Source organism: Aliarcobacter trophiarum LMG 25534, assembly GCF_003355515.1.
Classification (GTDB): domain Bacteria; phylum Campylobacterota; class Campylobacteria; order Campylobacterales; family Arcobacteraceae; genus Aliarcobacter; species Aliarcobacter trophiarum.
Genome location: NZ_CP031367.1, coordinates 446,414 through 472,099 on the forward strand (window position 1 = coordinate 446,414; position 25,686 = coordinate 472,099).

The 25,686-nt window shown below is 26.8% G+C and carries 29 protein-coding genes; 15 read left to right on the forward strand and 14 right to left on the reverse strand.

Annotated features, from left to right (window positions below):
* Window positions 1-11: 11 nt before the first annotated feature.
* Genes ATR_RS02380 through ATR_RS02390 form a run of 3 tightly spaced genes read right to left on the reverse strand, consistent with a single transcriptional unit; the run spans window position 12 to window position 2,187 of the window.
* On the reverse strand, window positions 12-1,079 hold the full coding sequence (locus ATR_RS02380; RefSeq protein WP_115427899.1) for an LptF/LptG family permease: 1,068 nt from the start codon (window positions 1,077-1,079) through the stop codon (window positions 12-14).
* 1 nt (window position 1,080) lies between these two features.
* A complete protein-coding gene (gene pth, locus ATR_RS02385) occupies window positions 1,081-1,641 on the reverse strand; it encodes an aminoacyl-tRNA hydrolase (RefSeq protein ID WP_115427900.1) in 561 nt (186 codons plus the stop codon).
* A 9-nt stretch (window positions 1,642-1,650) separates the two neighbouring features.
* A complete protein-coding gene (locus tag ATR_RS02390; RefSeq protein WP_115427901.1) occupies window positions 1,651-2,187 on the reverse strand; it encodes a 50S ribosomal protein L25/general stress protein Ctc in 537 nt (178 codons plus the stop codon).
* A gap of 195 nt (window positions 2,188-2,382) precedes the next feature.
* Here ATR_RS02390 and ATR_RS02395 point away from each other — a divergent pair, with 195 nt between their 5' ends.
* Window positions 2,383-3,867 carry an inorganic phosphate transporter gene (locus tag ATR_RS02395; protein ID WP_115427902.1) on the forward strand — a complete coding sequence of 495 codons (1,485 nt, stop codon included), beginning with the start codon at window positions 2,383-2,385 and terminating at the stop codon, window positions 3,865-3,867.
* A 51-nt stretch (window positions 3,868-3,918) separates the two neighbouring features.
* Window positions 3,919-4,224 carry a monooxygenase gene (locus tag ATR_RS02400; RefSeq protein WP_115427903.1) on the forward strand — a complete coding sequence of 102 codons (306 nt, stop codon included), beginning with the start codon at window positions 3,919-3,921 and terminating at the stop codon, window positions 4,222-4,224.
* Window positions 4,225-4,263: 39 nt separating this feature from the next.
* Here ATR_RS02400 and kdsA read toward each other — a convergent pair whose 3' ends face one another.
* Together kdsA and ATR_RS02410 are read right to left on the reverse strand one after the other, a co-directional pair.
* Window positions 4,264-5,064 carry a 3-deoxy-8-phosphooctulonate synthase gene (gene kdsA / locus ATR_RS02405; protein ID WP_115427904.1) on the reverse strand — a complete coding sequence of 267 codons (801 nt, stop codon included), beginning with the start codon at window positions 5,062-5,064 and terminating at the stop codon, window positions 4,264-4,266.
* A gap of 19 nt (window positions 5,065-5,083) precedes the next feature.
* Window positions 5,084-5,962 carry a DMT family transporter gene (locus ATR_RS02410; protein ID WP_115427905.1) on the reverse strand — a complete coding sequence of 293 codons (879 nt, stop codon included), beginning with the start codon at window positions 5,960-5,962 and terminating at the stop codon, window positions 5,084-5,086.
* A gap of 100 nt (window positions 5,963-6,062) precedes the next feature.
* Here ATR_RS02410 and murA point away from each other — a divergent pair, with 100 nt between their 5' ends.
* Window positions 6,063-7,328, forward strand: a complete 1,266-nt coding sequence (murA, locus tag ATR_RS02415) for a UDP-N-acetylglucosamine 1-carboxyvinyltransferase (protein ID WP_115427906.1) — start codon at window positions 6,063-6,065, stop codon at window positions 7,326-7,328.
* Window positions 7,329-7,337: 9 nt separating this feature from the next.
* Window positions 7,338-7,904: an HNH endonuclease signature motif containing protein gene (locus ATR_RS02420; RefSeq protein ID WP_115427907.1), complete on the forward strand. Its 567-nt coding sequence runs from the start codon at window positions 7,338-7,340 to the stop codon at window positions 7,902-7,904.
* Here the strand turns inward: ATR_RS02420 and ATR_RS02425 are convergent.
* The 8 genes from ATR_RS02425 to ATR_RS02460 are packed head-to-tail and all read right to left on the reverse strand — an operon-like array spanning window position 7,887 to window position 14,341.
* Window positions 7,887-8,672 carry a YihY/virulence factor BrkB family protein gene (locus ATR_RS02425; protein ID WP_179948460.1) on the reverse strand — a complete coding sequence of 262 codons (786 nt, stop codon included), beginning with the start codon at window positions 8,670-8,672 and terminating at the stop codon, window positions 7,887-7,889. The genes ATR_RS02420 and ATR_RS02425 overlap by 18 nt on opposite strands.
* A 2-nt stretch (window positions 8,673-8,674) precedes the next feature.
* Entirely contained in the window at window positions 8,675-10,063 is a 1,389-nt protein-coding gene (locus tag ATR_RS02430) for an FAD-binding oxidoreductase (RefSeq protein ID WP_115427909.1), read from the reverse strand.
* Window positions 10,063-11,082 (reverse strand): plasminogen-binding N-terminal domain-containing protein, encoded by a 1,020-nt coding sequence (locus tag ATR_RS02435; RefSeq protein ID WP_115427910.1) that lies wholly within the window; start codon window positions 11,080-11,082, stop codon window positions 10,063-10,065. The genes ATR_RS02430 and ATR_RS02435 overlap by 1 nt, the downstream gene beginning before the upstream one ends.
* Before the next feature lie 8 nt (window positions 11,083-11,090).
* Window positions 11,091-11,600, reverse strand: a complete 510-nt coding sequence (gene bcp, locus ATR_RS02440; RefSeq protein ID WP_115427911.1) for a thioredoxin-dependent thiol peroxidase — start codon at window positions 11,598-11,600, stop codon at window positions 11,091-11,093.
* A gap of 21 nt (window positions 11,601-11,621) precedes the next feature.
* Window positions 11,622-12,329: a carboxy-S-adenosyl-L-methionine synthase CmoA gene (gene cmoA / locus ATR_RS02445; RefSeq protein WP_115427912.1), complete on the reverse strand. Its 708-nt coding sequence runs from the start codon at window positions 12,327-12,329 to the stop codon at window positions 11,622-11,624.
* Between the two features lie 20 nt (window positions 12,330-12,349).
* Window positions 12,350-13,189 (reverse strand): bifunctional riboflavin kinase/FAD synthetase, encoded by an 840-nt coding sequence (locus ATR_RS02450; RefSeq protein WP_115427913.1) that lies wholly within the window; start codon window positions 13,187-13,189, stop codon window positions 12,350-12,352.
* Entirely contained in the window at window positions 13,158-13,865 is a 708-nt protein-coding gene (tlyA, locus tag ATR_RS02455; protein WP_115427914.1) for a 23S rRNA (cytidine-2'-O)-methyltransferase TlyA, read from the reverse strand. The genes ATR_RS02450 and tlyA overlap by 32 nt, the downstream gene beginning before the upstream one ends.
* An 11-nt stretch (window positions 13,866-13,876) precedes the next feature.
* On the reverse strand, window positions 13,877-14,341 hold the full coding sequence (locus tag ATR_RS02460; protein WP_115427915.1) for a hypothetical protein: 465 nt from the start codon (window positions 14,339-14,341) through the stop codon (window positions 13,877-13,879).
* Between the two features lie 115 nt (window positions 14,342-14,456).
* Here ATR_RS02460 and ATR_RS02465 point away from each other — a divergent pair, with 115 nt between their 5' ends.
* The 11 genes from ATR_RS02465 to ATR_RS02515 all read left to right on the forward strand — a co-directional run bounded on the left by ATR_RS02465 (window position 14,457) and on the right by ATR_RS02515 (window position 23,781).
* Window positions 14,457-15,029 carry a YigZ family protein gene (locus tag ATR_RS02465; protein ID WP_115427916.1) on the forward strand — a complete coding sequence of 191 codons (573 nt, stop codon included), beginning with the start codon at window positions 14,457-14,459 and terminating at the stop codon, window positions 15,027-15,029.
* A gap of 33 nt (window positions 15,030-15,062) precedes the next feature.
* The gene (locus ATR_RS02470; RefSeq protein WP_115427917.1) at window positions 15,063-16,484 is read left to right on the forward strand and encodes a type II secretion system protein GspD; all 1,422 of its coding nucleotides are present in this window, start codon (window positions 15,063-15,065) and stop codon (window positions 16,482-16,484) included.
* 85 nt (window positions 16,485-16,569) lie between these two features.
* On the forward strand, window positions 16,570-17,409 hold the full coding sequence (locus ATR_RS02475; protein WP_228254257.1) for a radical SAM/SPASM domain-containing protein: 840 nt from the start codon (window positions 16,570-16,572) through the stop codon (window positions 17,407-17,409).
* Between the two features lie 64 nt (window positions 17,410-17,473).
* Window positions 17,474-18,259, forward strand: a complete 786-nt coding sequence (locus tag ATR_RS02480; RefSeq protein ID WP_115427919.1) for an EI24 domain-containing protein — start codon at window positions 17,474-17,476, stop codon at window positions 18,257-18,259.
* A 2-nt stretch (window positions 18,260-18,261) separates the two neighbouring features.
* Window positions 18,262-18,990 carry an inositol monophosphatase family protein gene (locus ATR_RS02485; protein WP_170126877.1) on the forward strand — a complete coding sequence of 243 codons (729 nt, stop codon included), beginning with the start codon at window positions 18,262-18,264 and terminating at the stop codon, window positions 18,988-18,990.
* A 37-nt stretch (window positions 18,991-19,027) separates the two neighbouring features.
* Complete coding sequence (locus tag ATR_RS02490; protein ID WP_115427921.1) at window positions 19,028-19,282, forward strand: YfhL family 4Fe-4S dicluster ferredoxin; 255 nt, start codon at window positions 19,028-19,030, stop codon at window positions 19,280-19,282.
* Window position 19,283: 1 nt separating this feature from the next.
* Window positions 19,284-20,753 (forward strand): Ppx/GppA phosphatase family protein, encoded by a 1,470-nt coding sequence (locus ATR_RS02495; protein WP_115427922.1) that lies wholly within the window; start codon window positions 19,284-19,286, stop codon window positions 20,751-20,753.
* Window positions 20,753-21,757, forward strand: coding sequence for a lipopolysaccharide heptosyltransferase I (gene waaC / locus ATR_RS02500; RefSeq protein WP_371273082.1), 1,005 nt, complete (start codon window positions 20,753-20,755; stop codon window positions 21,755-21,757). The genes ATR_RS02495 and waaC overlap by 1 nt, the downstream gene beginning before the upstream one ends.
* A complete protein-coding gene (locus tag ATR_RS02505) occupies window positions 21,745-22,659 on the forward strand; it encodes an LpxL/LpxP family acyltransferase (protein WP_115427924.1) in 915 nt (304 codons plus the stop codon). The genes waaC and ATR_RS02505 overlap by 13 nt, the downstream gene beginning before the upstream one ends.
* Window positions 22,656-23,441 (forward strand): BUD32 family EKC/KEOPS complex subunit, encoded by a 786-nt coding sequence (locus tag ATR_RS02510; RefSeq protein ID WP_115427925.1) that lies wholly within the window; start codon window positions 22,656-22,658, stop codon window positions 23,439-23,441. The genes ATR_RS02505 and ATR_RS02510 overlap by 4 nt, the downstream gene beginning before the upstream one ends.
* Window positions 23,431-23,781: a diacylglycerol kinase gene (locus ATR_RS02515; protein WP_115427926.1), complete on the forward strand. Its 351-nt coding sequence runs from the start codon at window positions 23,431-23,433 to the stop codon at window positions 23,779-23,781. The genes ATR_RS02510 and ATR_RS02515 overlap by 11 nt, the downstream gene beginning before the upstream one ends.
* A 15-nt stretch (window positions 23,782-23,796) precedes the next feature.
* Here the strand turns inward: ATR_RS02515 and ATR_RS02520 are convergent, their stop codons facing one another.
* Window positions 23,797-25,431 carry a phosphoethanolamine transferase gene (locus tag ATR_RS02520; RefSeq protein WP_115427927.1) on the reverse strand — a complete coding sequence of 545 codons (1,635 nt, stop codon included), beginning with the start codon at window positions 25,429-25,431 and terminating at the stop codon, window positions 23,797-23,799.
* Window positions 25,432-25,686 lie beyond the last annotated feature (255 nt).

Sequence of the window (25,686 nt, forward strand, 5' to 3'; positions counted from 1 at the left end):
TTTATTAAATCCTATATGGTTTTTATTTTAATTTTGTAAATATAAAATGCCAAAGTAAACCAAATAGCAATTGGTAATAATAAAGATAACTCAGGATTTAAAACTCCTGAACTTGTAATCTTATATAAAAAGAAGAAAATTCCCCAAATAATCAAAGTACCAAAAATACCAAAAGATACAAATGCTCCTAGCCTAAAAAATCTACTATTTAAAGAGCTATATGCAAAGACTAAAAAAAGAATAGGAATTACAAAAAATGGAACAAATAGCTGATTATAAATATTTCCTCTTATTTTTGAAGTATTTACCCCTTGTTTTTCAAGTAAAAACATTGCATTTATAGCATCTAATAAAGATGATTCATTTCTTGCTTCATATACATTGTCTAATATCTTTGGTTGAAAACCATCTAGTGTATTTAAAAATTTCTCATATCTGATTGTGAGTTTAGAATTCATATCAATATCTTTTGGTTTTGTAGTAACTTTTGCATCTACAACATACCATTTGTTATTTTGGAAATATGCTTTTTGTGCAACAATAGTCTCAATAACATCTTTCCCATCTATTTTAAAAATATGTATATTTTCAGCCTTTTTTTCTAATGGGAAAAGTTTTTGGAAATAGACAAAATTATCATTATATTTCAAAAATATATCACTCTTTGTACTTGAAAAATACTCATTTTCCAAAATCTTCTTTTTTTGTTCATAAGAGTATGCTAAAGGGGTCATTTGTAGTACGATTAAGATAAATAAGAAGATTAAACCCAAAGATAATACAGGAAGAAATATATCTCCTTTCTTTGCTCCTAAAGAGTAAAAAGCAACATATTCATTATTTTTAATAAGTATTATTAAAGTTGTAATCCAAGCAAAAACTATAGATAAAGGAAGAGTTAAAGTAAGTGTAAAAAATCCATTATAAAATATATATAATAGTTGTAAATTTGCTGATTGTGGAAGAGATTTGAAGTTTTGTAAAAAATCAATTCCTACAAAAAATATCTCTAAAGATAGTAAAATTATAATAAAGTTTTTAAGATATTTTTCAATTATATATTTTGTTAATATTCTCATTTTATCTCAATTTTAATGTAAATTTAGCTTTAACTTCATCAATATCAGACTCTTTTAAAGCATTAATTGCTTTAGCTACATGAGGAATTATTGTTTTATTTAACTCTTCAAACTCTATTTTACTAAAATCACTTAAAACATAATTTGCAACATCATCCTTATCTTGCGGTTTTCCAATTCCAATTCTAACTCGTATATAATCTTTGCTTATGTGACTATCCAAAGATCTTAAGCCATTGTGTCCACCATGTCCACCACCTATTTTAAACTTAACAGTTCCAAAAGGTAAATCTATATCATCGTGAATAATAATAATATTTTCTAAATCAACTTTGTAATAGTCCATAATTGCACGAACGGCAACTCCTGAATTATTCATATATGTAGTTGGTTTAGAAAATAGATTATATCCTGCTTTTAAAAGAGTTGATTGAAAATTTGAGTTAGTAATAGAAGTTATATTTAGATTTTTAGTCATAAAATCTACGACTAAAAATCCAATGTTGTGTCTTGTATTTTGGTATTTTTCACCAATATTTCCAAGACCAACAATTAAATACATATCTTTTAATTATTTAGCTTTAATTACGCCAACGATTGGAACTCGTGGGTCTAAATAACAATCAACATCTGCTGGAAGTGTAATATCTCTTAAAAGGATATTATCTCCAGTATCTAAATTTGTAACATCTAAAGTGATGTTATTTGGTAAATTCTCAATTGTACATTTAACTGGAATTCTTCTAGTATGTAGCATTAAAAGACCTTTGTTTTTAAGACCTTTTGCACTTCCAGTTACTGCAACTGGGATAAAATATGAAGCTCTAACACCTTTTTGAGCAACCATTAAATCAACATGTAGTAACTCAGAAGTAATAGCATCTTTTTGATACTCTTTTACTACTACGCTTAAAACTTTTCCATCTACTTTTACATCAAAAGCTAAAGTAGTTTTATTTTTTAAATATTTAATATACTCATTTCTTTTAAATGCTGCAGAAATGTTTTCAAGACCTTTTCCGTAGATATTTGCAATTAAATATCCATCTTTTCTTAGTGCCTTTACTGCTGGTTTTGTTATACTATCTCTTAAGATACCCTCTAACATTTTTAATCCTTTGTTTTATTTTAATAAGGACGGGATTATATAAAAAAATTTATAAAAATTTGGTTAAACTATAAAACTTTTACTAGTTCTGCAATCTTTTCTTAATAAAATAAGTTTTTGATAATTTTTAAAAAAAGAAGATAACCAAGTAAAACTAGAATATAATAGTAAAATTTTTTATATAAGGATAAATCGATGTCAGTCTTGTGGGATGCCTTAAACAACATAGATAAAATTACTATTGCTTTGTTGATTTTGTCATTAAGTATTGCACTTTTTTATGAAATGATAAATGGATTTCATGACACAGCAAATGCAGTTGCTATGATAATATACACAAACTCTATGAAAGCTGGATACTCTGTAATCATGGCTGGAATTATGAACTTTTTAGGTGTTCTTCTAGGTGGAATTGGTGTTGCTTATGTTATTGTACATTTGCTACCGCTTGATATTATGGTCTCTTCAAATCAAAGTGCAACTTTGGTGATGATTTTTTCACTATTAATCTCTGCTGTTATTTGGAATTTAGGAACATGGTATTTTGGTCTTCCAGTTTCAAGCTCTCACTCTTTGATTGGCTCAATTATTGGAGTTAGTATTGCATTTGGTATGCTAAATGGTTTTACCTTTTCACAAAGTGTAAATTGGAAAGTTGTTTATGGAATTTTGACAGTATTGGCTCTTTCTCCTCTTTTGGGTTTTGGTTTTGCATTTTTGCTTATGAAAGTTTCAAGAAAAACTATAAAACATCCAAAATTTTATAAAACTCCTGTTATTGGAGACAAAAAAAAGAAGCCAAATTTTTGGATGAGAACAGGAATAATATTAACAGGAGCAGGAGTTAGTTTTGCGCATGGTTCAAATGATGGGCAAAAAGGAATAGGTCTTATTATGATTATTCTGATTGGAATTTTACCAACTTATTATGCTTTAAATATGGAAGCTCATCAATATAAAATTATGCAAACTAGAGATAGTGCAGCAAATTTATCAAAATTTTATGCGGATAATAAAGATACTATTACAAACTTTATTGAGAAAAAACAACTTACTAGTGCATTGAAGATTGAGAATAAAATTGCAGAGTGTAATATTAATAAAGTACACAATACAACACTAGAAATTTCTAATAAACTAGATGGTTTAAAATCTTATTCTGAGCTATCAAAAAGTGATAGATGGAAAATCCATACTGCAGTTTTGTGTTCTGATAACTTCTTTGGACAAGTTGAAAGAGCATATAAATCAATAGATAATGATAAATCAAACTATATATCTGATCAAAGAAAACAGTTAATAACATCTACTGAATATGTACCATTTTGGGTTATTTTTGCAGTTGCTTTGATGCTTGGTATTGGAACTATGATAGGATATAAAAGAGTTGTTCATACTATTGGTGAGAAAATAGGTTCAAAACCAATAAATCATATGCAAGGTGCTGTTGCACAAGCTATGGCTATGATTACAATTTTATTGGCAAACTTTGCACATGCTCCTGTTAGTACTACTCATATAGTTTCAAGCTCTGTTGCTGGAACAATGGTGGCTGAACCAGAAGGAGGAGTTCAGAAAAAAACTATAAATACAATTTTAATAGCATGGGCTATTACTTTACCTGTCACATCTTTGATGGGAGCAGGTATTTACATAGTTTTAAACTATTTTATGAGTTAAAATATAGGTTTATTAGTTAAACTATAATAAAAACCAAAAAAGGATTAAGAAATGGCATATATTTTACAAGTAGATTTCCCACATAGTGGAATTTTTGGAAAAGAGTTTAGTGAAGCATTTACAGATTTGGCAAAAGATATAGCAAATGAAGATGGTCTTTTATGGAAAATATGGACTGAAAATAAAGATGAAAAAATTGCTGGTGGGATTTACTATTTCAAAGATTTAACAAATGCAAATAGATATTTAGAAAAACATACAAAAAGGCTAGAAAGTTTTGGATACAAAGATATAAGAGCCAAAATATTTGAAGCAAATTTACCTTTAAGTAAAATTTGTAAGGCTAGTTTTTTATAAGATTTTTCTATGCCAAGAAATTTGGCATAGAGCTATACTTTAGTTTCCTAAAGCATCTTTAATAGCAAAAATCTCATTTATAGTTTTATATAAAGTATCAATATGAAGCATATTTGGACCATCACTTTTTGCTACTTTAGGGTCGATATGTGTCTCAAAGAAAAATCCATCAACCCCAACACTAGCAGCAGCTCTTGCCATATATGGAACAAATGAGCTATTTCCACCAGTTGTTCCACCAGTGCTTGGAATTTGCACACTATGAGTTGCATCAAAAATTACAGGAGCATATTGTCTTAAAAGAAGTAGATTTCTCATATCTACAACTAAAGCACCATATCCAAAAGTATTTCCTCTTTCACAAAGCCAAACTCCAGCTTTTTCACTATTTTCATAATTTACTTCACTTATTCCTCTTGTATTTAAAACTTTTTCAACAGGGTGTTTCATAGCATCAGCAGCTAGAAATTGCCCTTTTTTGATATTTATTTTTGCAGGAGTTTTAGCAGCAGCTACTAGTAAATCAGTCTGTCTACACAAAAATGCTGGAATTTGTAGAATATCCATAATTTCACCAGCAGGTGCAGCTTGATAAGATTCGTGAATATCTGTAACTACTTTGTAGCCAAACTCTTTTTTGATTTTTTCAAATATTTTTAAACCTTCATCAAGTCCTGGACCTCTAAAAGAGCTTAAGCTTGTTCTATTTGCTTTATCAAAACTAGCTTTAAAGTAAAAATCTACTCTTTTATCTTCACTAAGAGGTTTTAATCTCTCTGCAATTTTTAAAACTGTATCCATATCTTCTAAAACACATGGTCCTGTCATAATTGTAATCATATTAAATATATTCCTTTTATCATTTTTTACTAACCATTATTCCACTAAGTACAATTAAGATTATACCAAAAAGCACTATAAAAGATGGAAAACTATCTCCCATAAAAAGCCCCAAAATTATAGAAAAAACTATATTACTATATGAAACAGTTCCTACTATTCCAGCTTTTGCGAAAGAGTAGGCCTTTGTCATATAAATTTGTGCATATGTAGAAAAAATTCCAAGTAAGATAATAAATATCCAATCTTCAGGCTTTGGCATCATAAATATTCCTAGCATGAAATCTAAATTAGGATTTGTATAAAACTCACTAAATATCATAAATAGTAGGGGTAAAACTGTTCCAACTCCCATAAAAGATAGAACTATTGCACGGCTATCATAAAATTTTCTAAGCTCTCTTATGCTTGTATATGCCAAAGCTGCTCCAACACCTGATAAAATACCTAAATAGTCTGTTTTTTTAAGAGTGCTTCCATCAAATTGGGCAATAAAAAGTATTCCAATAAACCCTATAAATACTCCAATCCAACCTTTAAATCCAATATGCTCTTTTAGGAAGAAATATGCTAAAAGAGCTGTAAATATTGTAGAGGTTTTTGAAAAAGTCATAGCTTCTCCCAAAGGAATATTTGCAATATTATAAAAGAAAAATAGCAAGGCAGAAAAACCAGCAACTCCTCTAAAAATTAGTAGCCAAAACTTTCCACCAATCTGTTTTAGAGGAGATTTATAGATAGAAAAAAGTATAAAAAATACTCCAAAAACATTTCTAAAAAATACAACTTCAATAGTACTTAAATTATCGCTTAACTCTTTTGCAGAAACTCCCATTAGAGCAAATAAAAAAGAGGCTAAAAGCATATACTTTATAGCTTTATTTACATTTTCTTCCAAATAATCATCCTTTTAAAAAAGCAAAAGTATAGCAAAATAGAGATTTAAAGCAATTATTAGATAAAATCTTAGCTATTTTATAAAATTATTTAGGAAATTTATGGACTATTTAAAAATTATTGGAAATCAAAAACTAAGTGGTGAAATATCAATTTCTGGTGCAAAAAATGCAGCTCTTCCTTTGATAGCAAGTACAATCTTGGCAAAAAACATGGTAACTATATCAAATCTTCCAGATGTAGCAGATATAAATACTTTTTTAAAGCTTATTAAAATGTTAGGTGGTAGTTTTGAAAAAGGGCAAAATAGTGCAAAAATAGATACAAGTTCTATAGATAATACAACAGCAACATATGATATAGTAAAGACTATGAGAGCCTCTATTTTAGTTTTAGGACCACTTTTAGCTAGATTTGGACACTGTGAAGTTTCACTTCCTGGAGGTTGTGCAATTGGTCAAAGACCTGTTGATTTACACTTAAAAGCGATGGAAGCTATGGGTGCAAATATTGAGATTTTACAAGGTTATATAAAAGCAACTGCTCCAAATGGTCTAAAAGGTGCAAAAATAGTATTTGATAAAGTGACAGTTGGTGGAACAGAAAATACAGTTATGGCAGCTGCTATGGCAAGTGGAGTTACAACTATAATCAATGCAGCAAAAGAGCCAGAAATTGTACAATTATGTGAAGTTATTGCAGAAGCTGGAGTAAAAATAGAGGGGATTGGAACATCAAAAATAATCATAGAAGGAACAGGCGGAAAATTACTAGAAATGAAAGATTTTGCTGTAATTCCAGATAGAATTGAAGCTGGAACTTACATGTGCGTAGCAGCTATTTCAAATCAAAAATTAACTATAAAAGATATAAATCCTACACATTTAGAAGCAGTTACTTCAAAACTTGAAGAGATGAATTTTGAGATAGATGTAAGAGAAAATAGTCTTACAATTTTTCCAACATCAAAAATTTTACCTGTAAATATTATAACAACAGAGTATCCTGGATTTCCAACAGATATGCAAGCTCAGTTTATGGCTTTAGCAACACAAGCTGAAGGTACAAGTACAATAGATGAAAGACTTTTTGAAAATAGATTTATGCATGTGAGTGAACTATCAAGATTAGGGGCAGATATTCAGTTAAATGGTAATATTGCAACAATTATTGGTGAAAAAGGTGCCTTAAGTGGTACAGATGTAATGGCAACAGATTTAAGGGCTTCTTCTGCTTTAGTTCTTGCAGCTTTAGTTGCAAGTGGTGAGACAAATATACATAGAATATATCATCTTGATAGAGGTTATGAAGATTTAGAAGGAAAGCTTATAAAAATTGGTGCAAATATAAAAAGGTGCAAAGAGTAAAAAAGTGTTATGATAGATAAAATAAAAGGTATTTTTGTAAAAAAAGAGGAAGAGAAACTTGACAAAATTACCATTTTTATCAATCTTGTAGAGAGTTATCTAAAAAGAGAACATCCAAATATAGTTTTTGATTTATCTGTTTATAAAAATATAAAAGAAGAGCCAAATAATCAAAATGAACAAGTAAAAAAAACACTTATTATAAGGGAAATTGAAAAACAATTTTCAGATTTTATTTGGGAAAAAACAACTCAGAAAAGTGTAAAAAAAGAGCTTCTTTGGGATGGATATGGTTTAAATTCTCAACCAAATAAAAGAATACCAATAGATTTTAGTAGAAGAAAAGAGCTTGTTTTTTTTAGAGAAGAGGGTAGTTGTAATAGATGTGGCCATATAATTCAAAAAATAGAGAGAGCTTATATAGTATTGGTTAAAAGCTTTGAACAAAATGGTGGTTATAATTTAGAAAATCTTATTTTACTTTGTCAAAATTGTTATAGTGTTACTACATATAATAGTAGTAATTTTTCGGAAGTTTATCTAAAACTAAGAGAAGATTTATACGATATGATTTGAATATCTAAGATTTAATTTATGGCAAAGTTTAAAGCCATATAAGTAGATAATCCATGATATATAAATCCATAAAAAACTAAAAAGTAAAGTAGAAAGTGAACCATAGATTGTAGAGTAAGTTTTATTGTAAACTACATAATACACAAATAGATTTTTTGTAATACTCAAAATTAAAAGAGTTAAAAAAGATGAGATAATGGCAGCTTTTGTAGATATTTTTTTGTTTACACTTACTTTAAAAAGAGCAAAAAATATAAGCCAAGTAAAGATAAAAAAAAGTAGTTCTTTAAAGATATTTCCATCATAAAAGTTTAGAATTAGATTCAAAACTATAAAAATAGCTGGAAAAACTATAAAAAATATTGTATAGATAAAAAATGATTTATAAATAGCTCTTCTATTTGTTTGGTGGATTTTATTTACAATATAGTCATAATCTTTGAAAAACATAATATATACAAAGAGCATATAAAATATTCCAATAAATCCTAGTTTATCTGAGTTTGATATATAGTTCTTCAAAGTATTTACTATATCATTTGAGTGTGTAGGATTTAAAAAGTTTAGTAAAAAGCTAGTAAAAGTATCAAGATAAGTATCAAATTCTGGAATATTTGAAATTATTGCAATTCCTAGAGCAATAATAGGTAAAATTGAGAATATAGTAAAAAAACTAAGACTAGCAGCAAAGTAGCTTGTATCATCATTAAAAAATGAATTTACAAGCTCTATACTTTTTTTTAGTAAAGTTTTTTCACTATTTATCAAAGCTATAATCCCATTTTAAAAGGGTTCAAAATATTGTTTGGGTCAAAAGCTTTTTTTATGTTTCTAAATAGATTCATCTCAGCTTCAGTAAATGCAATATTCATAAATGGAGCTTTTGAGATACCAATTCCATGTTCACCACTTAAAGTTCCACCCATATCAACAACAAGCTGGAAAATCTCTTCAATAGCTTTGTGTCCATCTGACATCTCTTTTTCGTTATTTTTATCTTTTACCATAACATTTACATGAATATTTCCATCTCCTGCATGTCCAAAACAAGGTACTTGGAAACCATATTTTTCACCAATTTTATAGATTTCATCTAAAGCTTCAGGAAGTTTACTTCTTGGAACACTAATATCTTCATTTAATTTTTTTGTTCCAAAAACCATTGTAGCTGGACTTGCATTTCTTCTTGCGAACCAGAGTTTTTTACCCTCTTCTTCATCAAGAGCTACTATAAAATCTATTGAACCATTTTCACCAAAAGAGTTTTTTAATATATTTAACTGTTCATCAACATCAGCTAAACTAGAGCCATCAACATCACCTATTAAAATCCCACCAGCATGTTCTGGAAGAGAAATCTGAGGAAATTTTTGTTTTAAAGCTTTTATTACAAGTGCATCTAAAAACTCCATAGCAACAGGATTTGCTCCACTTGCAAGTGATTTAAAAACAGCTGTCATAGCACTGTTTACACTAGGAAATACTCCCATATATGTTTTTTTGAATTTTGGTTTTGGAATAAGTTTTAAAGTGATTTCAGTAATAACTGCTAAAGTTCCTTCACTCGCTATTAAGATACCAGCAGTGTTATAACCAGCAACATCCTTGATAGTTTTTTTCCCTGCAACTATGATATCTCCATTTGGTAAAACAGCTCTTAAAGCTACTACATAATCTTTTGTAATACCATATTTAGCAGCTCTCATACCACCAGCATTTTCGCTTACATTTCCTCCCAAAGTTGAGTATTCCTCACTAGCAGGATCTGGTGGATAAAATAGACCAACTTCTTCCACTGCTTTTTGAAGTTGCATATTTATAAGTCCTGGTTGTACAACTGCTACCATATTTTGCATATCAATCTCAAGTAGTTTATTCATATGTCGTTCTAAACTTAAAATTATTCCACCATTAGAAGGTAATGCACCACCAGTAAAACCACTTCCAGCACCTCTTGGAACAATAATAATTTTATGCTCATTACAATATTTCAAAATTTTGCTTATCTCTTCTTCATTTCGTGGAAAAACAACAGCATCTGGTTCAAAACGACTTTTTGTTGCATCATAGCAAAAAGCTATTAGATGAGCTTTGTCTGTTTTAATATTATCTTGCTCAACTATTGAAGTTAAATAATCTAAATGTTTTTTATCAATCACTATTTTACTCCTAAAAGTTGTTTGTAGTAGTTATCATAACTTGAATCATCAATTCCATCTTCATTTAGACCTAAAACATCAGATACGATAGGGATATTTTTAAGGTCAATTAGTGGTCCTTTTATCTCTTCAACTCTTGTAAAAAATGGCAACTGTTTTTTTGAAGAACCAATTTGTAAACTATAACTATCTAAAAGAGTAAATGTTTTTGCATCATAGATAAAAATTTTTCTATTTAGAACAATAAAGATAGTTCCTAAGTTTTGTTCAATAGCAAAATTTTGAAAATCTTCAACTCTAGGAAGTGGTTGATTTTGAAATTTCAAAGCAGCACCAAATAAATCAGGATGTATAAAGTTATTTTGTGCAAAGTCCTCTTTTACTGCTTTATAGTTATTGAAATCAGGAGCTATAAGCAAAGATTGGTCATACATATAGTTTAAAAGTAAAATATCACCTTTTTCAACTACTCTATTTGTTGTTGGAATTGCCTTTTGTTTTAGGTCATCAAATGCAAAATATTCAATAACAGAGCTGTTTTCATTTGAACTTATTACTTTTGCATTTGAAACTATTAGTCTTCTATCGTTGTCATAAATATGTACAACAATTCCACTTTGACCTACAAGTAAATTCCCTTTTTGAATAGTTGTTTTATTATTTGTCAAATTTTCAATTTTAAATGCCATAGGAGAGATAGAGAACTCTTTTTTCCCATAATCCAACTTTGAAGCATAAGTTCCACTACTTAAGCCCTGTTTTGTATTTTGATAAAAGTAGTATGAGTAGCTTAATTTTCCATTTTCAGTTGTTACATTTATATCTAAAATTTGCCAACCATTTTTTAGCATTTCACCAACAGTAACTTTACCAGCACACATACCACCATCAAGCTTTGCACTTTCAATTTGTGATGGTGTATCTAAACCATTTTTATAACAAACTGTCTCAACTGCTAAACTATTTGTAGCAAATAAAATAGCACCAACAAAAGCCAACTTTGTAAACATTTTTTTCATCTTTCTTCCTAATATTTTGATTGTAACTCTTCTAATTTTTCTCTAACATCTTCAACATGTAAAATCTCTATTTTTTCACCTTTTACACTTTTTGTTTTTCTTACACTAACTTTATCCCAAATTGCTGCAATTTCTCCTTTTGGATTTATTATAAAAGTTGTTCTTATAACTCCCATAAACTCTCTTCCCATAAATTTTTTAAGTTGCCAAACTCCATAATCTTGGCACATTTGTTTATTTTCATCTGATAAAAGAGTAATTCCTAAATCATATTTTTCTATAAATTTTCTATGTTTTTCACTATTATCTGGGCTTACACCAATAATTGTTGCTTTTAAATTATCAAATTTATATAAGTTTGCTGTAAAATCACATGCTTGTGTTGTACACCCTGGTGTCATATCTTTTGGATAAAAATATAAAACTATCCAATTTCCAACAATATCTCTTAGACAAATCTCTGTTTCATCTTGATTAAAAGCACAAAAACTAGGTGCCATATCGCCAATTTTTAACATATTTCTCCTTTAAATCTTTTACTATTTGATTGCTATAAAAGTTGCAAAATTTACCCATCTAAAAAGAGTTTCACAATGTTTAAATCCAGCATCTTTTATCATTTTTTTGTTTTCCTCTTCAGTATAAGGAATAAGTACATTTTCCAAAGCCTCTCTTTTTTGAGCTATCTCAAATTCGCTATAACCTTGAGCTTTTTTAAAACTATAATACTCATCTATAAACTGCTTATTCAAAAAGCTATCTTGAGAAACTAGCTTTTCACTAAAGATAAAAACTCCACCAACTTCTAAACTATCATAAATCTTTTTTACTAGTTTTTCCCTATTTATAGGTCTAATAAACTGTAGAGTGTAGTTTGAAAAAACAACACTTGCATTTTTTAATTCAACATTAAAAATATCATCATTTAAAAGCTTTATATTAACACCAAAAGCATTTGCTTTTTTACTTGCGTGATCTAGCATTGCATTTGAGTTATCTATTCCTACTAAATTTAGCTTAAAACTACTATTTTTACTAAGCTCAATTAATGTTGAAGCTGTAGAACAACCTAAATCATAAACATATGAATTATCTTTCAAAAAATTATTTGCAAAAGATATTGAGAGCTTTTGCATCTGTTTATAAAAAGGAACAGACCTCTCTAGCATATCGTCAAATACACTAGCAACCTCTTCATCAAACTCAAACTGTTTTGAAATTGTTTTATTAAATACTTTATCAATCATTCTAATATTCTATCTAAAAATTAATAAAAATATTTTTGTGCAATATCTATATCTTTTAAAATCTCATTTTTCAGTTCAATAAAGCTATCAAATTTTCTATTTTCTCTTATTTGTTTTAAAAACTTTATCTCTATATTCTTATCTTTTACACTTAAGTTATTTTGATTTAAAATATGAGTTTCAACTGCAAAATTCCCATCTGTCGAGCTTCTATGTCCTAAGAAGCTTACAGAGTTGTATTCAATATTATCTACAATAGTTGTTGTGATATAAACTCCACTTTGTGGCAATAAAAACTCATTTACATTTAGATTTATAGTTGCTACAAACTCTTTTTTTCCTAAGCCTTGACCAACTATATGTTTTCCAGAAATTTTATACTCTTTACCTAAAAAACTATTTGCTTTTTCTATATCGCCATTTAGTAAAAAATCTCTTATATATCGTGAGTGAACTGGAAAATCATTTAGTTTTATTTCAGGTATTACAACTACCTCTCCTTCAAATATTTTTTTTAAATCATCTGTTTTGTAAGCTCTATTTTTTCCAAAACAAAAATCAAAACCAACAACAATTTTATTTAAGTTTTTAAAATCATTTTTGAGCATAGTTATAAACTCAAATCCTTCTAAACTTTTTATATCATTTAAATCATAATAAAATATTGGATATTTTGTATACTCTTGTCTATAACTCTTTGGAGTGAGTGAAGCATAGCCAGTTTCTATACTTATAATTGCACCATTTTTACACAAATTTTTAAATAACTCTTGATGAGCTATATGCATACCATCAAATCCACCAATTGCTATTGAGTTTATACTATTTTTATCTACAAAAGTAGAAGAACTCTTCTTCATTTCCATCTTTTCCTATAAGTTTACTAACACTATTAAATTTTAGTTTCCAGCCCAAAGAAAAAGCTTTTGATTTAAAATTGTCTTTTGCTTTTTCTATTGCTATTTTATCTTTTACAACACCTTTTTTATCTCTTTTTATAAGAGTTCCAACTTCAAATTGTGGTTTAAAAAGTATTATTATCTCTTTAAAATCTAAAGAGTTTATCTCTTCAATAATATTTAAAATAGAGATAAAAGAGACATCACAAGTTACAATATCAAAAGAGATATCACTTTTGAAATCTCTAATATCGCAGTTCTCAAAAAAATTAATTCGTTTATCATGTTTTACTCTTTCGTGTAGTTGATTACTTCCAACATCAACACAAATTACTTTTTTAATACCATTTTCTAGCAAGATTTGTGTAAATCCTCCTGTACTACTTCCAATGTCAAGAGCTGTTTTATCTTTTAAATCAATTTTTTGCTCTTGCAAAAAATATTTTAGTTTATATGCAGCTCTTGAAACATAAAAATCTTCTTCAAGTAACTCAATAATCATATTTTCATCGACTAAAAATGAGGCTTTTGATACAACTTTGCCATTAATATTTACTTTATTTGCTTTTATAAGTTCAAGTGCTTTATTTCTACTTTGAATATCAAAGTTTTTTGTCAGGTATAAATCTAATCTCATCTAATAATATCTTAAACAGTCTCTTTTTTAAATTTATCTACTAATCTTAACTCTTCATCTGTTGATGCTTTATTCAAACTACTGTTTTGATTTTCTTGGGAAGTCATTAAATTATTTAAATCATTATTCTCTAAATTTACAGTTTTCCCTGTTGCTTCATATATAGCTTGTTGTAAATCAGCTTTTTTATTTGCTAAATCCTCTTCTATACTTTGTGCAGTATAACCACTTTCCGCTCTTTTATTTTGAATCTCTTCTAATTTCTTTTTGATTAATTCTATTTCATCTTTTGTAAAACCTGTTTTAGAAATAGATTCAATATCTTCTAAAATAGACTCTCTTTTTTTATTTTCAGTTTTCTCTTTATCTCTATTTTCCATAAATATATCAAATCGATCTTTATTTTGCTTAACATCTGTAGAAATATCGTAAAGGTCTGAACTTAATATACTATTTGAATTATTTGAAATTTGCATAAAATACCTTTATAAAATTTTGAAAAATTATAACAACATTAGCTTAAATCTTATATTTTAAAACTTTAGATATTTCGAAAGTTAAGATTTATATCAAATATTATAAAATCCACAAATGAAATTTGTACAAAAAGAGTTTAGTGCAATACTAGATGAAAAAAAATCTAAATTTATAGCTTTTTTACTTCCTTACAGTGATTTTGAAAAAACAATGCAAAAATTAAGGCAAGAACATCCAAAAGCAGTGCATTTTGTTTATGCTTATAGATATTTAAATGAGTTTTCCCAAATTGTTGAAAATAGTAGTGATGATGGAGAGCCAAGAGGAACAAGTGGAAAACCAACTTTAACAGTTTTAAGTGGAGCAAATATTATAAATAGTGCGGCAATAATAGTACGATATTTTGGAGGAATAAAACTTGGAACTGGTGGATTAGTAAGAGCATATAGTAGCTCTTTAAATGAAGCTATAAAAATTGCAGAATTTTTTGAGTATAAAAACTTAGAAAATCATATTTTGGAGTGTGAATATAGTTTCTTAGGTCAACTTGAGTATATTTTGAATCAAAATGGTATAAAAATAATAGATAAAGAGTTTCAAAATAGTGTAGAAATAACAATTGCTCTTACAAAAGATGAATTTGAAATTTTAAAATCTTTACTTCCACGAGAAATTAAGATAATATAAAAAAACTTATCAAATTATTTCTAAGGGCTTCTAATGAAATGGTTTTTAAATATCTTTTTCCTTTTTATTCTTACTATACAGGGCTTCTCAAATGATTATATAGATGTAAATTTTACAAATCTAAAACTAGATGAATTTGTAAATATTGTGTCAAAAGTAAGTAATAAAAATATTCTTGTAAGTGAGCCTTTGGATATAAATTTAAACTTTGTATCAAATAAAAAAGTAAAAAAAGATGAACTTCTTACTATCTTAAAAACTATTTTAGAAGAACACAACTATATTTTAGAACAAAAAGGTGATTTTTTAAAAATTGGTAAAAAATTACCACCAAAAAAAGAAAATTCTATATCAAAAGTGTATGAGTTAAAAAATATTGAAGTAGAGAATATAGTAAAAATTTTGGAAAGTATTATTGAAAGAAATAGTTATGAAGAGGGATTAAAACCAAATATTAGCTTTATTCAAGAGACAAATAGTATTGTTTTAACTGGGCAAAAAGATATTTTAGAACCATTTTTTGAACTTTTAAAAGAGATTGATAAACAAAAAGAGCAGGTTTATATACAAGCAAAAATTATAGAGGTAAAGAATGAGCTTGTAAATAAAATAGGTTTATCTTATGGAATATTAAAAGCAGATAGCTCAAGTGATGGAATTATGGCAATATCTACTAGTTTAAATGGTGGTTCAAAAAGTCTTGAAGATGCTGCAACACTTTTAGGAATAGATGTAAAAAAACTAAATCTTAAATCAGGACTTGCCTTAGGAGCTAGTTTAAATCTTTTAAAACAGCAAGGGGCTTTAGATATTGTCTCTGAGCCATCTATTTTGGCTATAAACAATAAAGAGAGCTTTATTTATGTTGGAGAAAAAATATCTATGCAAACTTCAAGTAGTGTCACAGATGGTGGAACTCAAAGAACGAACTATGAAAGAGAAGATATTGGATTAACTTTAAAAGTTAAACCTAGAGTCTCAAGTAATACAAAACTTACTTTAGAGATAAATACGCTTTTGGAAAATTTAAAAGTGAGGTCAGTTGGAGTTAGTAATCCTGATACTCTTAAAAAAGAGATAAATACAACTGCAATTTTAAGTAATGGAGAGAGTGTTATAATTGGTGGATTAATAGAGAATAAAAATGAGATAGTAGAAGAAAAAGTTCCAGTATTAGGAGATGTTCCTATTTTTGGCAGACTCTTTAGAAATGAGTCAAATCTTAATAAAAAGAATAATTTAGTAATAATCGTAACACCATATATTATTCAGAAAAATCAAGATATCACATATATAAGAGATAAATTAACAAAGTTAAAAGAATTAGAAGAACGATATTTAGAAGAGAGTTTGAGTGATTTAAATGTTGAATTAAAAACTAAAGATAAGAAAGAGCTAGAAGATGCTCAAACTTTACAGGAAAAAAGATTTAAAGAGTTTTTTCAACAACAGTGATTTTTAGCAAATTTAGGTAAAATTGGCAAAAAATTAAGGAAAAGCTATAAAAAAGTTTAAAAAAGTTCACATAGAACTAACAAATATTTGTAATTTAGAATGTTCATTTTGTCCACCAAAACTATTTGCAAATAAAGTTATGAGCTTAGAGCTTTTTGATAGATTAAATAGTGAAGTAAAAGAGCTTACAAATGAGTTAGCTTATCATGTTGTTGGTGACCCTTTAGTTTTGGGAAATTTAAATGAGTATTTAAATATTAGTCAAAAGCACAACTTAAAAGTAAATATTACAACAACTGCAAATAATATCTCAAAAAGACACTATAAAGCTTTGATGAATCCTATAATAAAGCAGATAAACTTCTCTATAAATTCATATAATGCAAATTCACATAAAAAGAGTTTTGATGAATATATAGAGCCAATTTTAGAGTTTATAAAATTTTCAAAAGAGAATAATCATAACTATTTTATCAATTTTCGTATTTGGAATTTAGATGATACAAAAAGTGCCTATGATTTTAACTCAAAAGTTTTTGATAAATTAAATAGCTTTTTTAATAGTAGTTTAGATATTGATGATATTTATAAAACAAAGCCAAAAAACTTAAGAGTTGATAGAAAAATCTTTATAAATTTTGATGACTATTTTGCATGGCCAAACATAAATAATGAGCATATAAGTTCTTGTGGTTTTTGTTATGGTTTAAACTCCCATTTTGGGATTTTGGCAAACGGAAGTGTAGTTCCTTGTTGTTTAGATTTAGATGCAAAGATTAATCTAGGAAATGTAGAAAAAAATACTTTAAAAGAGATTTTAGATACTCCAAGAGCAAAGGCTATGATAGAAGGATTTAGGAAAAATATTTTAGTCGAAGAGCTTTGTCAAAAGTGTGGATACAGAACTAGGTTTGATAAACTTTAAAAATATAAACTTCTATTCATTGTTCTTTAGCTAAAATGAAAGCTATTTTAAAAATGGATAAAATATGAATGAAATTGAGATTTTAAAAAGAAGCTTTGAGGATTTTTTTACAGGTTCAATATTGAAATTAGCCTTTATTCCCCTAGTTGTAGCTTTGATTATATTATATATTATGTTTTTTGGAGTTGTTGGTTTTGGTTATGAAAGCTTACAGCTTTTGGCGAATAGTGCACAAAGTGGTGGAGAAGTGCTAATTGATGAAACAGCACCCTTTTATATAGTTTGGTTTACATATTTATTGATTTTTTTCTTTAAATACTCTTTTGTTTCAACTTTTGCGATAACGTTAATATACGTTATAGGTGCTATTTTTGTATTTCATTTAGGAATAATTTTTGCTCTATTGATTATTGGATTTTTAACTCCTTCTGTGGTGAAAATATTGCATAAAAAGCACTATTCTAAGCTTGAATTAACTCCTTTTGGAACTATTACAAATGCTATTACAAATGCCTTAAAAGCCATTTTTGTAATGCTTTTTTTGTATATACTTTTTATACCTTTGTATTTTATTCCTTTTATAAACATTTTGGCATTTTATCTTCCTTTATACTACTTTTTTCATAAGCTTTTAAATTTTGATGTAGCAAGTACAATATTAAGTAAAGAGCAATATAAAGAGATCTATAAAAAAAATCCAATACCTTTTAGATTTAGAACTTTAGCTTTATATTTTATATCAACAGTCCCATTTATTACACTATTTATTGCAGTTTTTTATGTGGTTTATCTTTGTCATGCATATTTTATAGAGCTTGAGAAAATTCAAAGAATAGATGAGGTTTTATAATTTTGAAAAATATAAAAAAAAGAGTTATAAAAGCAAATATTGAGATTCTTGATTATATAGAAAAATCTTTAAAAAAAGAGGATTTTAAATATACCAAACAGATTGGTTTTGGTGGAGATGAAACTTTAAAAATTGATAAAATATTTGAAGATATTTTTATAAAAAACCTAAAAGATTATGGAAATATATTTAGTGAAGAGTGTGGTTTTTTAGATTTTAAGAAAGAGTTAACTTTTATTATAGACCCACTTGATGGAAGTAATAATTTTTTCTCAAATATTCCATATTTTGGAACATCTGTTGCTTTAAAAAAAGATGGAAAGATTATTGCTGGATTTGTAGCAAATTTAGCAAATAAAACTTTGGTTTATAAAATCTTGAATAAAAAGATCAAATATATCTCTTTATTAAGAGGTAAAAAGATAATAAAAGTAGAAAATGGCTCTTCAAAGGTTGCAGTATTTGAAAGAGGATATAAATATCCAAATATTTGTAAAATTTTAAATGATAAAGAGATGAAATTTAGAGTTTTAGGAGCAACAGCATTATCTTTAGCAAATGCAAGAGATTTTACATTTGTACTTTTTAAAGGTAATTTAAGAGAGTTTGATATTGATGCTGGGCTCTTTATAAGCAATGATTTGTATATAAAAAAAGATGAAGATATGGTATTTGTTACGAAATATAAAGAGGTTTTTTCCTCTTTTAATGAAATTATTAAACAATTTTAGATATAACTCCAAATTAATAAAAATTTAGGAAAATTATATGGCTTTAATAATTATGGATGAGTGTATAGCTTGTGATGCTTGTAGAGAGGAGTGTCCTAATACTGCAATAGAAGAAGGAGATCCAATTTATGTGATTGATCCAGATCGTTGTACAGAGTGTGTAGGTCACTATGAAGAGCCTCAGTGTGTAGAGGTTTGTCCTGTTGATTGTATAATTTTGGACCCTGATAATGAAGAGACTCTTGAAGAGCTAAAATTCAAATTTGACCAGCTAATGGAAGAAGAAAACTAGGATGTCAAAAATAACAACAGTCATCGATATTGGCTCAAATTCAATGCGAATGGTTGTTTTAGAAAAATCTAGTAGATTTGCTTTCTCCTTAATAAATGAGACAAAATCTAGGGTAAAAATTTCTGAAGGTTGCTATGAAAATGGTGGTAATCTTCAGGAAATTCCTATGCAAAGAGCTTATCAATCTTTAAAATCTTTTTTAAATATTTCAAATGCTCTAAAATCAAGAAAAGTTTTATGTGTTGCTACTTCTGCTCTAAGAGATGCTCCCAATTCAAAAGTTTTTTTAAATAGAGTTAAAAATGATTTAGGTTTGAATATAAAAGTGATTAATGGAGAAAAAGAGTCATATTTTGGTGGTGTTGCTACTTCAAATTTACTTCATGATAGTAATTTTGTAACTCTTGACATAGGTGGGGGAAGTACAGAATTTTGTTTTGTAAAAGATAAAAAAATAATAAAATCAATCTCACTTGATATTGGAACAGTAAGACTTAAAGAATTATATTTTAATAAAAATAATCTTGAAGGTGCAAAAAAATATATTTTGGATAATCTAAAAAAGGTTTTTGAACAAAATATAGAGATACCAACAAAAGTTGTAGGAATTGGTGGAAGTATTAGAACTCTATCAAAGATGATTATGGATAAAAATATCTATCCTTTGGATGCTATTCATGGATTTACTTATGATTTTAAAAAAGAGAAAAAACTTTTTGAAAATATTTTAAATGCTGATACAAATGATGAACTTCAAGCATTAGGAGTAAAAAAAGATAGATTTGACACTATAAAAGAGGGTACCTTTATATTTAAGACAATATTAGATGAACTTAATATAAAAAGTGTAGTAACTTCTGGTGTTGGAGTAAGAGAAGGGGTATATCTTACAGATCTATTAAGAAACCAAAACCATAGATTCCCAAATAACTTTAACATAAGTGTAAAAAGCTTGCTAGATAGATTTGAGTTAAATGAGAAACAAAGTGCTTATTTTGGAAATAATGCAAAGAAAATTTTTGATAGTTTAAAATCTCTTCATAATCTTGATGATAAATTTAAAGAGCTTTTAGTTGTGGCTTCAAAACTTCACTCTATAGGTTCAAGTCTAAATTTTTACAAAAAAAATGATAATGCCTTTGAGTTTATTTTAAATGGTCTAAACTATGACTTTTTACATACTTCAAGAGTAATTGTTGCACATACTATAAAGTTTTCAAAAAAATCTCTACCAAAACAGAGTGATTTAGATGAGTATAAAGAGCTTTTACCAAATCTTGAAACTATGCAGTGGTTATCATTTATGATTGCTCTTAATATCGCTATAAATACTGATTTCTCTTGCCCAAAAGTTGAGTATATTTTAGATGATTTTATTTTACGACTGGAACTTCCAAATAGCTCATTTTTAATAAACTCACATATTGAAAAGCTAGAACTTCCAAAAGATTTATCTATAGAGATTTTATAGTGCAAAAAATAGCTATTATAAAGCTATCAGCTATGGGAGATATTATTCACTCAATGGTAGCTTTAGAGTTTATCAAAAAGAAATATCCAAATATAGAGATTGATTGGTTTGTTGAAAGTACTTTTTATGTTATTTTAGAAAACAATCCAAATATAAATAAAATAGTAAAACTAAATCTAAAATCTATAAAAAAATCTAAAAAAGAGTTTTTTACTCAATTAAATCTTGTAAGAAGTTTCAAAAAAGAGAACTATGATTTAATAATAGATGCACAAGGACTTATAAAATCATCAATGGTAGCTAGAATTTTGGGAAAAAATATAGCTGGATTTTGTAAAAATTCGACTAGAGAAAGTCTTGCTAGTTTTTTTTACTCAAAAAAAATATCAATAGATTATAAAGAAAATGTAATAGATAGAAACTGTTTTTTAATTTCAAAAGCTTTAAATTTTGATATATCAAAGGATGATATTTTAAATAAAAAACCATTTCTATTTTATAAAGATGAAGATAAAACAATTTATGAATATTTAAGTAAAGGTAAAAAGAATATTTTACTTATAGTTGGGGCTAGTTGGAAGAGTAAAATCTACTCTAAAGAGAAGTTTGCTAGAATAGTAAATAGTTTAGATGAGAATTTTTTAATTGTTTGGGGGAATGAAGAAGAGAAACAAATAGCAGATTTTATAAGAGAAAATAGTAAGGTTAGTGTTTTACCAAAGTTGGATTTAAATAGTTTAAAAGCATTAGTTTCAAAAGTTGATTTAGTAATAGGAAATGATACAGGTCCTACTCATATGGCTTGGGCTTTAAATATTCCTTCTATTACAATTTTTGGAAATACCCCTGCATATAGAAATACTTATCTTACAGATATAAATAAAATTATAAAATCTAGTTTTTCTCCAAATCCACTAAAATTAGATAAAAACAACTTCTCTATAAATGAAATAGATGAAAAAAATATAGTAAAAATGGCAAAGGAGCTTTTATGTATAGAGTGATAAAAGATTATTTTAGACTTTTTTTATACAACACTTTTATTTTTATATTTTTAATTACTCCAAAGTTTATTATGGAAAAAATATTGATATTTTTTGCATTTATTGCATATAAATTCAATAAAAAACATTTAAAAATAGCAAGAGCAAATCTTGAAATAGTATATGGTGATACTATTTCTAAAGAGAGACAAGAGGAGATAATTTATAACTCTTATAAATCTTTGGTTTTTAATATGTATGAGTTTATTGAAAATCAAAATATTACAAAAGAGAGTATGTTTAAAAAAGCAAATATTTTAAATAAAGAGATTATAGAAAAAGCCTTTAAAGATAATCGTAAAATTATATATATAACTGCACATTATGGAGGTTGGGAGATAACTTTACCATATATTGCACTAATGTTTGGAGAGATTGCTGTTGTAAATAGAAGAATGAATAATCCACATATTCAAGATAAATATGCAAAAGCAAGAAGCAAAAATAAAATTACAATGCTAGAAAAAGAGAGTGCTGCAAAAGGGATGATAAAAGCTTTTAAAGATGACAAATCAATAGCTGTGGTAATAGATCAGCATATAGGAAGTGGAATAGAGATAGATTTTTTGGGAATAAAAGATTTAGCGACTGATTCAACTTCAAGAATGGCACTAAAATTTGATGCAATTATTATTCCAATTTTTACAGTAAACAATGGCTTTAGAAATTGGACAATAGAGGTAAAAGAGCCAATAGATGTAAGAAATATAGAGTTTAAAAGCGAAGATAAAATTAAAGAGTTAACACAAATTCAAAATGATATAGTAAGCAAACAAATTTTTGAAAAACCAGATTTTTGGCTTTGGCAACACAAAAGATTTAAAGAATTTAACAAAAATATTTATAAAAAGAAGAAAAATTGAGTAGCCTTGAAAATATTTCAAAAAAAGAGTTTTTAAACTCAAAAAAAGAGATTTCTTCTTTTATTTTTGAAGATAAACAGTATTGGTTAAAAAAAGCAAGAGCTACAAAACCAGATAAGCTTCAAGATTTTTTTTATAAAATTTTACCATTTGAACTTCTTATACCTCCAATAAAAAAAGATAAAAAAGAGGCTTTAGAGTTTGAAATCTCAAAACTTGAAGAGTTTTTTAAATTTGGAATAAATGTTCCTAAAATTGTATATAAAAATGAAGAGTTTTTTGTACTTGAAGATAGTGGAAAAACTATATATTCAATTTTAAGAGATGAAAATATAAAAGAAGAGAGTTTCTATTTCTATGTTGATTTAGTCTTAGTTGAATTAACAAAAATACATAATCTTGGTTTTTTTCATGGTGGAAGTCAGCTTAGAAATTTTACTTATAAAGAAGAGAAAGTTTTTGCTATAGATTTTGAAGAGAGTTTTCTTAAAAATATAGATATAAAAACTTTACAATATAGGGATTTTTTACTTTTTTTACTCTCTTTTTTAAAGATGAAAGAGCTTAAATTTAAGATTGATTATGAAAGAATTATAGATAAATATATAAAATTTACCAATAGTGTTGAGTTTAAAAAGAAGCTAATAAATTTTAGTAAAAAGCTTCGATTTTTTTTATGGCTTTATAAAAAAGAGTTTATAAAAAAAAGAGTTGGAAGTGATGTTAGATATTTCTTTGAACTAATAGAGATTTTAAATAAAATGGGGAAAAATGCAGAATAAACCAAAATATAATCTTTTTAAGAATTGGAAGTATGCAATTGATGGGTTAATAACTGCAGTGAAAACTGAAAGTTCTTTTAGGCTCGAACTTTTTTGTGCTATTTTTATAATAGCTGGAATAATTTTTGTAGATACAAGTTTGACAAATAAACTAATCTTACTTATAACTGGTATATTGGTTTTGATAGTTGAACTTATAAACTCTGCTATTGAAAATGTAGTTGATTTATGTACAAAAGAGATACATCCTTTAGCAAAAAATGCGAAGGATATTGGTTCAACTGCTGTGATGTTTACTATTAGTTTACATGTTATTTGTTGGGTTTTTATTTTGTTTTAGTGTAAAAATTAAATACTATTTGTTTTCTACTCTTATTTGATTATTTTTTTCATCAAATATTATTTTAAGATACCCTGCTAGTCCTGATATGTCATTCCCTAGTACCCAAAAGTCCTCTTTTTTATTAAATGTACTATATTTTGTCTCATATCCTAAAAGTTTTGATATAAGATTTGATATTTGATAGTGGGAAATATATGGAAAATCTCCAAAAGAGTTCCTTAAATTTTTTGCATTATTTAGAGTATATATAAAAAATGGAACTTGATAAATCTCTTTAAAGTTTAGATTTCCATGTATAAAGCTTTTGTTTTCAATATTTGTAGCATGATCTGAAGTAAATATTATATATGTTGGCTTAGATGTTTTGCTTTTAATTTTATTTATAATGCTTTCTATAATAAAATCAGTGTATCTAATAGCATTCATATAATCTATTGAAGTTTGATTAAGAGAGATATCATTTTTTAATAAATCTTTTGAGAAATATTCAAACTCTTTTGGATAATTTTCATAAAAAGGAGAGTGAGATGAACGTTGATGCAAGATTACAAAGCTTTTTTTTGAAAAATCTATCTGATCTAGTTTATCAACTAAAAAACTATCATATGGATTTTTATTTGCATCGTTAGTAATAGAACTTCCATCCTCCAAAAAATCTATTGAACTTGGGCATATATAACTTTTTATCCCTTTTAGTGAACTAGAAGATTGTGTACTATAAAAATATGTTTTAAAATTATTCTCTTTTGCCATCTTAAATAAGCAAGTATTTCTTGACAATATTTGAGGTGTTCCATCTGGTTTTTGTAGCATATTAAAAAAGCTCCCTAAAGATACCATCGTAAAAACTGAAGATGAGATAGCACTTTGATAATAGAAGTTTGTATCATTTCTTAAATTATTTAGAAAAGGTGTTGTTTCGTATGAATAATCATACAGACTCATAAAGTCTTTGTGTAAAGATTCACCCATAATTACAACTATATTTATATCTTTATCTTCTACTATAGAAGGGGTCTTAATGATATCTTGCTCTAAGCCACTATTTGCAAATAGTTTTTTAGGAAGTATGATACCTGTTAAATTTCCTAATGCAAAGATTGTATTTTTTATAGGATTGTGCTCAAAATTTGGCTTACTGTGTCTATACGGTTGGTTTTTTATATATAGTTCAATTGGAGTATAGATTAACATTAAAATAAATAGAGGAAGAAAATATGGGATAGTTTTCCTATTTTTAAATTTTGAAATTAATATAAAAATAGAAATGATTGCAAAAATAACCAATATTGTTGGAAAAATAACAATATGTAATACACTTTTAAAAGTACCTATTACTTCATTGAATTCTGTAAAAAAGAGCATAAACTCTAGTGGAAAAATCCATGTACCATAAAAAGAGAAATGAACAAGCTGAAACCATACAAAAATTATTAGAATAGAGTAAATTATAAAAATTGCTCTTTTACTAACTATAGAAACTACTATTAGATGTATGATAAGTTGATCAAAAAAACTTTTGAATGTAAGATTGAAAATTAAAATATCATTAAATATTCTATAAAATTGTTCAATTGATATGAATATTAGATTGATAATAAGAGCTAAAACAATATTGTATTTAAATTGCTTAAAAAAATTACTCATAGCTATATTTCCTAGATATTGATTAAAACTAGTATTATATAAATATTGTGCTTTTATAACTATTATTTATTAAAGTTTAAACTAAATATATAATTAATTTAGCTAAAATTTTTAGTAATTTTTTGTTAAGTTAAAAAGTAAAAAAAAGGATAGATATACTATTGAACTAGGTGATAGTAGATTAATTGTAAAAGGCAATTAAATAACAACATATTTTTATCATGAAGATAATAATAATTTAATAAAAATAGATTA

What these genes read in the sequence shown, in the direction of transcription:
- ATR_RS02470 (WP_115427917.1), top strand. Translation starts at nt 15,063, where the DNA reads ATGAAATGGTTTTTAAATATCTTTTTCCTTTTTATTCTTACTATACAG.
- ATR_RS02435 (WP_115427910.1), bottom strand. Translation starts at nt 11,082, where the DNA reads ATGAAAAAAATGTTTACAAAGTTGGCTTTTGTTGGTGCTATTTTATTT.
- ATR_RS02480 (WP_115427919.1), top strand. Translation starts at nt 17,474, where the DNA reads ATGAATGAAATTGAGATTTTAAAAAGAAGCTTTGAGGATTTTTTTACA.
- pth (WP_115427900.1), bottom strand. Translation starts at nt 1,641, where the DNA reads ATGTATTTAATTGTTGGTCTTGGAAATATTGGTGAAAAATACCAAAAT.
- ATR_RS02495 (WP_115427922.1), top strand. Translation starts at nt 19,284, where the DNA reads ATGTCAAAAATAACAACAGTCATCGATATTGGCTCAAATTCAATGCGA.
- ATR_RS02460 (WP_115427915.1), bottom strand. Translation starts at nt 14,341, where the DNA reads ATGCAAATTTCAAATAATTCAAATAGTATATTAAGTTCAGACCTTTAC.
- ATR_RS02400 (WP_115427903.1), top strand. Translation starts at nt 3,919, where the DNA reads ATGGCATATATTTTACAAGTAGATTTCCCACATAGTGGAATTTTTGGA.
- ATR_RS02520 (WP_115427927.1), bottom strand. Translation starts at nt 25,431, where the DNA reads ATGAGTAATTTTTTTAAGCAATTTAAATACAATATTGTTTTAGCTCTT.
- murA (WP_115427906.1), top strand. Translation starts at nt 6,063, where the DNA reads ATGGACTATTTAAAAATTATTGGAAATCAAAAACTAAGTGGTGAAATA.
- ATR_RS02380 (WP_115427899.1), bottom strand. Translation starts at nt 1,079, where the DNA reads ATGAGAATATTAACAAAATATATAATTGAAAAATATCTTAAAAACTTT.
- ATR_RS02395 (WP_115427902.1), top strand. Translation starts at nt 2,383, where the DNA reads ATGTCAGTCTTGTGGGATGCCTTAAACAACATAGATAAAATTACTATT.
- ATR_RS02505 (WP_115427924.1), top strand. Translation starts at nt 21,745, where the DNA reads ATGTATAGAGTGATAAAAGATTATTTTAGACTTTTTTTATACAACACT.
- ATR_RS02420 (WP_115427907.1), top strand. Translation starts at nt 7,338, where the DNA reads ATGATAGATAAAATAAAAGGTATTTTTGTAAAAAAAGAGGAAGAGAAA.
- bcp (WP_115427911.1), bottom strand. Translation starts at nt 11,600, where the DNA reads ATGTTAAAAATTGGCGATATGGCACCTAGTTTTTGTGCTTTTAATCAA.
- ATR_RS02490 (WP_115427921.1), top strand. Translation starts at nt 19,028, where the DNA reads ATGGCTTTAATAATTATGGATGAGTGTATAGCTTGTGATGCTTGTAGA.
- cmoA (WP_115427912.1), bottom strand. Translation starts at nt 12,329, where the DNA reads ATGATTGATAAAGTATTTAATAAAACAATTTCAAAACAGTTTGAGTTT.
- tlyA (WP_115427914.1), bottom strand. Translation starts at nt 13,865, where the DNA reads ATGAGATTAGATTTATACCTGACAAAAAACTTTGATATTCAAAGTAGA.
- ATR_RS02515 (WP_115427926.1), top strand. Translation starts at nt 23,431, where the DNA reads ATGCAGAATAAACCAAAATATAATCTTTTTAAGAATTGGAAGTATGCA.
- ATR_RS02465 (WP_115427916.1), top strand. Translation starts at nt 14,457, where the DNA reads ATGAAATTTGTACAAAAAGAGTTTAGTGCAATACTAGATGAAAAAAAA.
- kdsA (WP_115427904.1), bottom strand. Translation starts at nt 5,064, where the DNA reads ATGATTACAATTATGACAGGACCATGTGTTTTAGAAGATATGGATACA.
- ATR_RS02450 (WP_115427913.1), bottom strand. Translation starts at nt 13,189, where the DNA reads ATGAAGAAGAGTTCTTCTACTTTTGTAGATAAAAATAGTATAAACTCA.
- ATR_RS02390 (WP_115427901.1), bottom strand. Translation starts at nt 2,187, where the DNA reads ATGTTAGAGGGTATCTTAAGAGATAGTATAACAAAACCAGCAGTAAAG.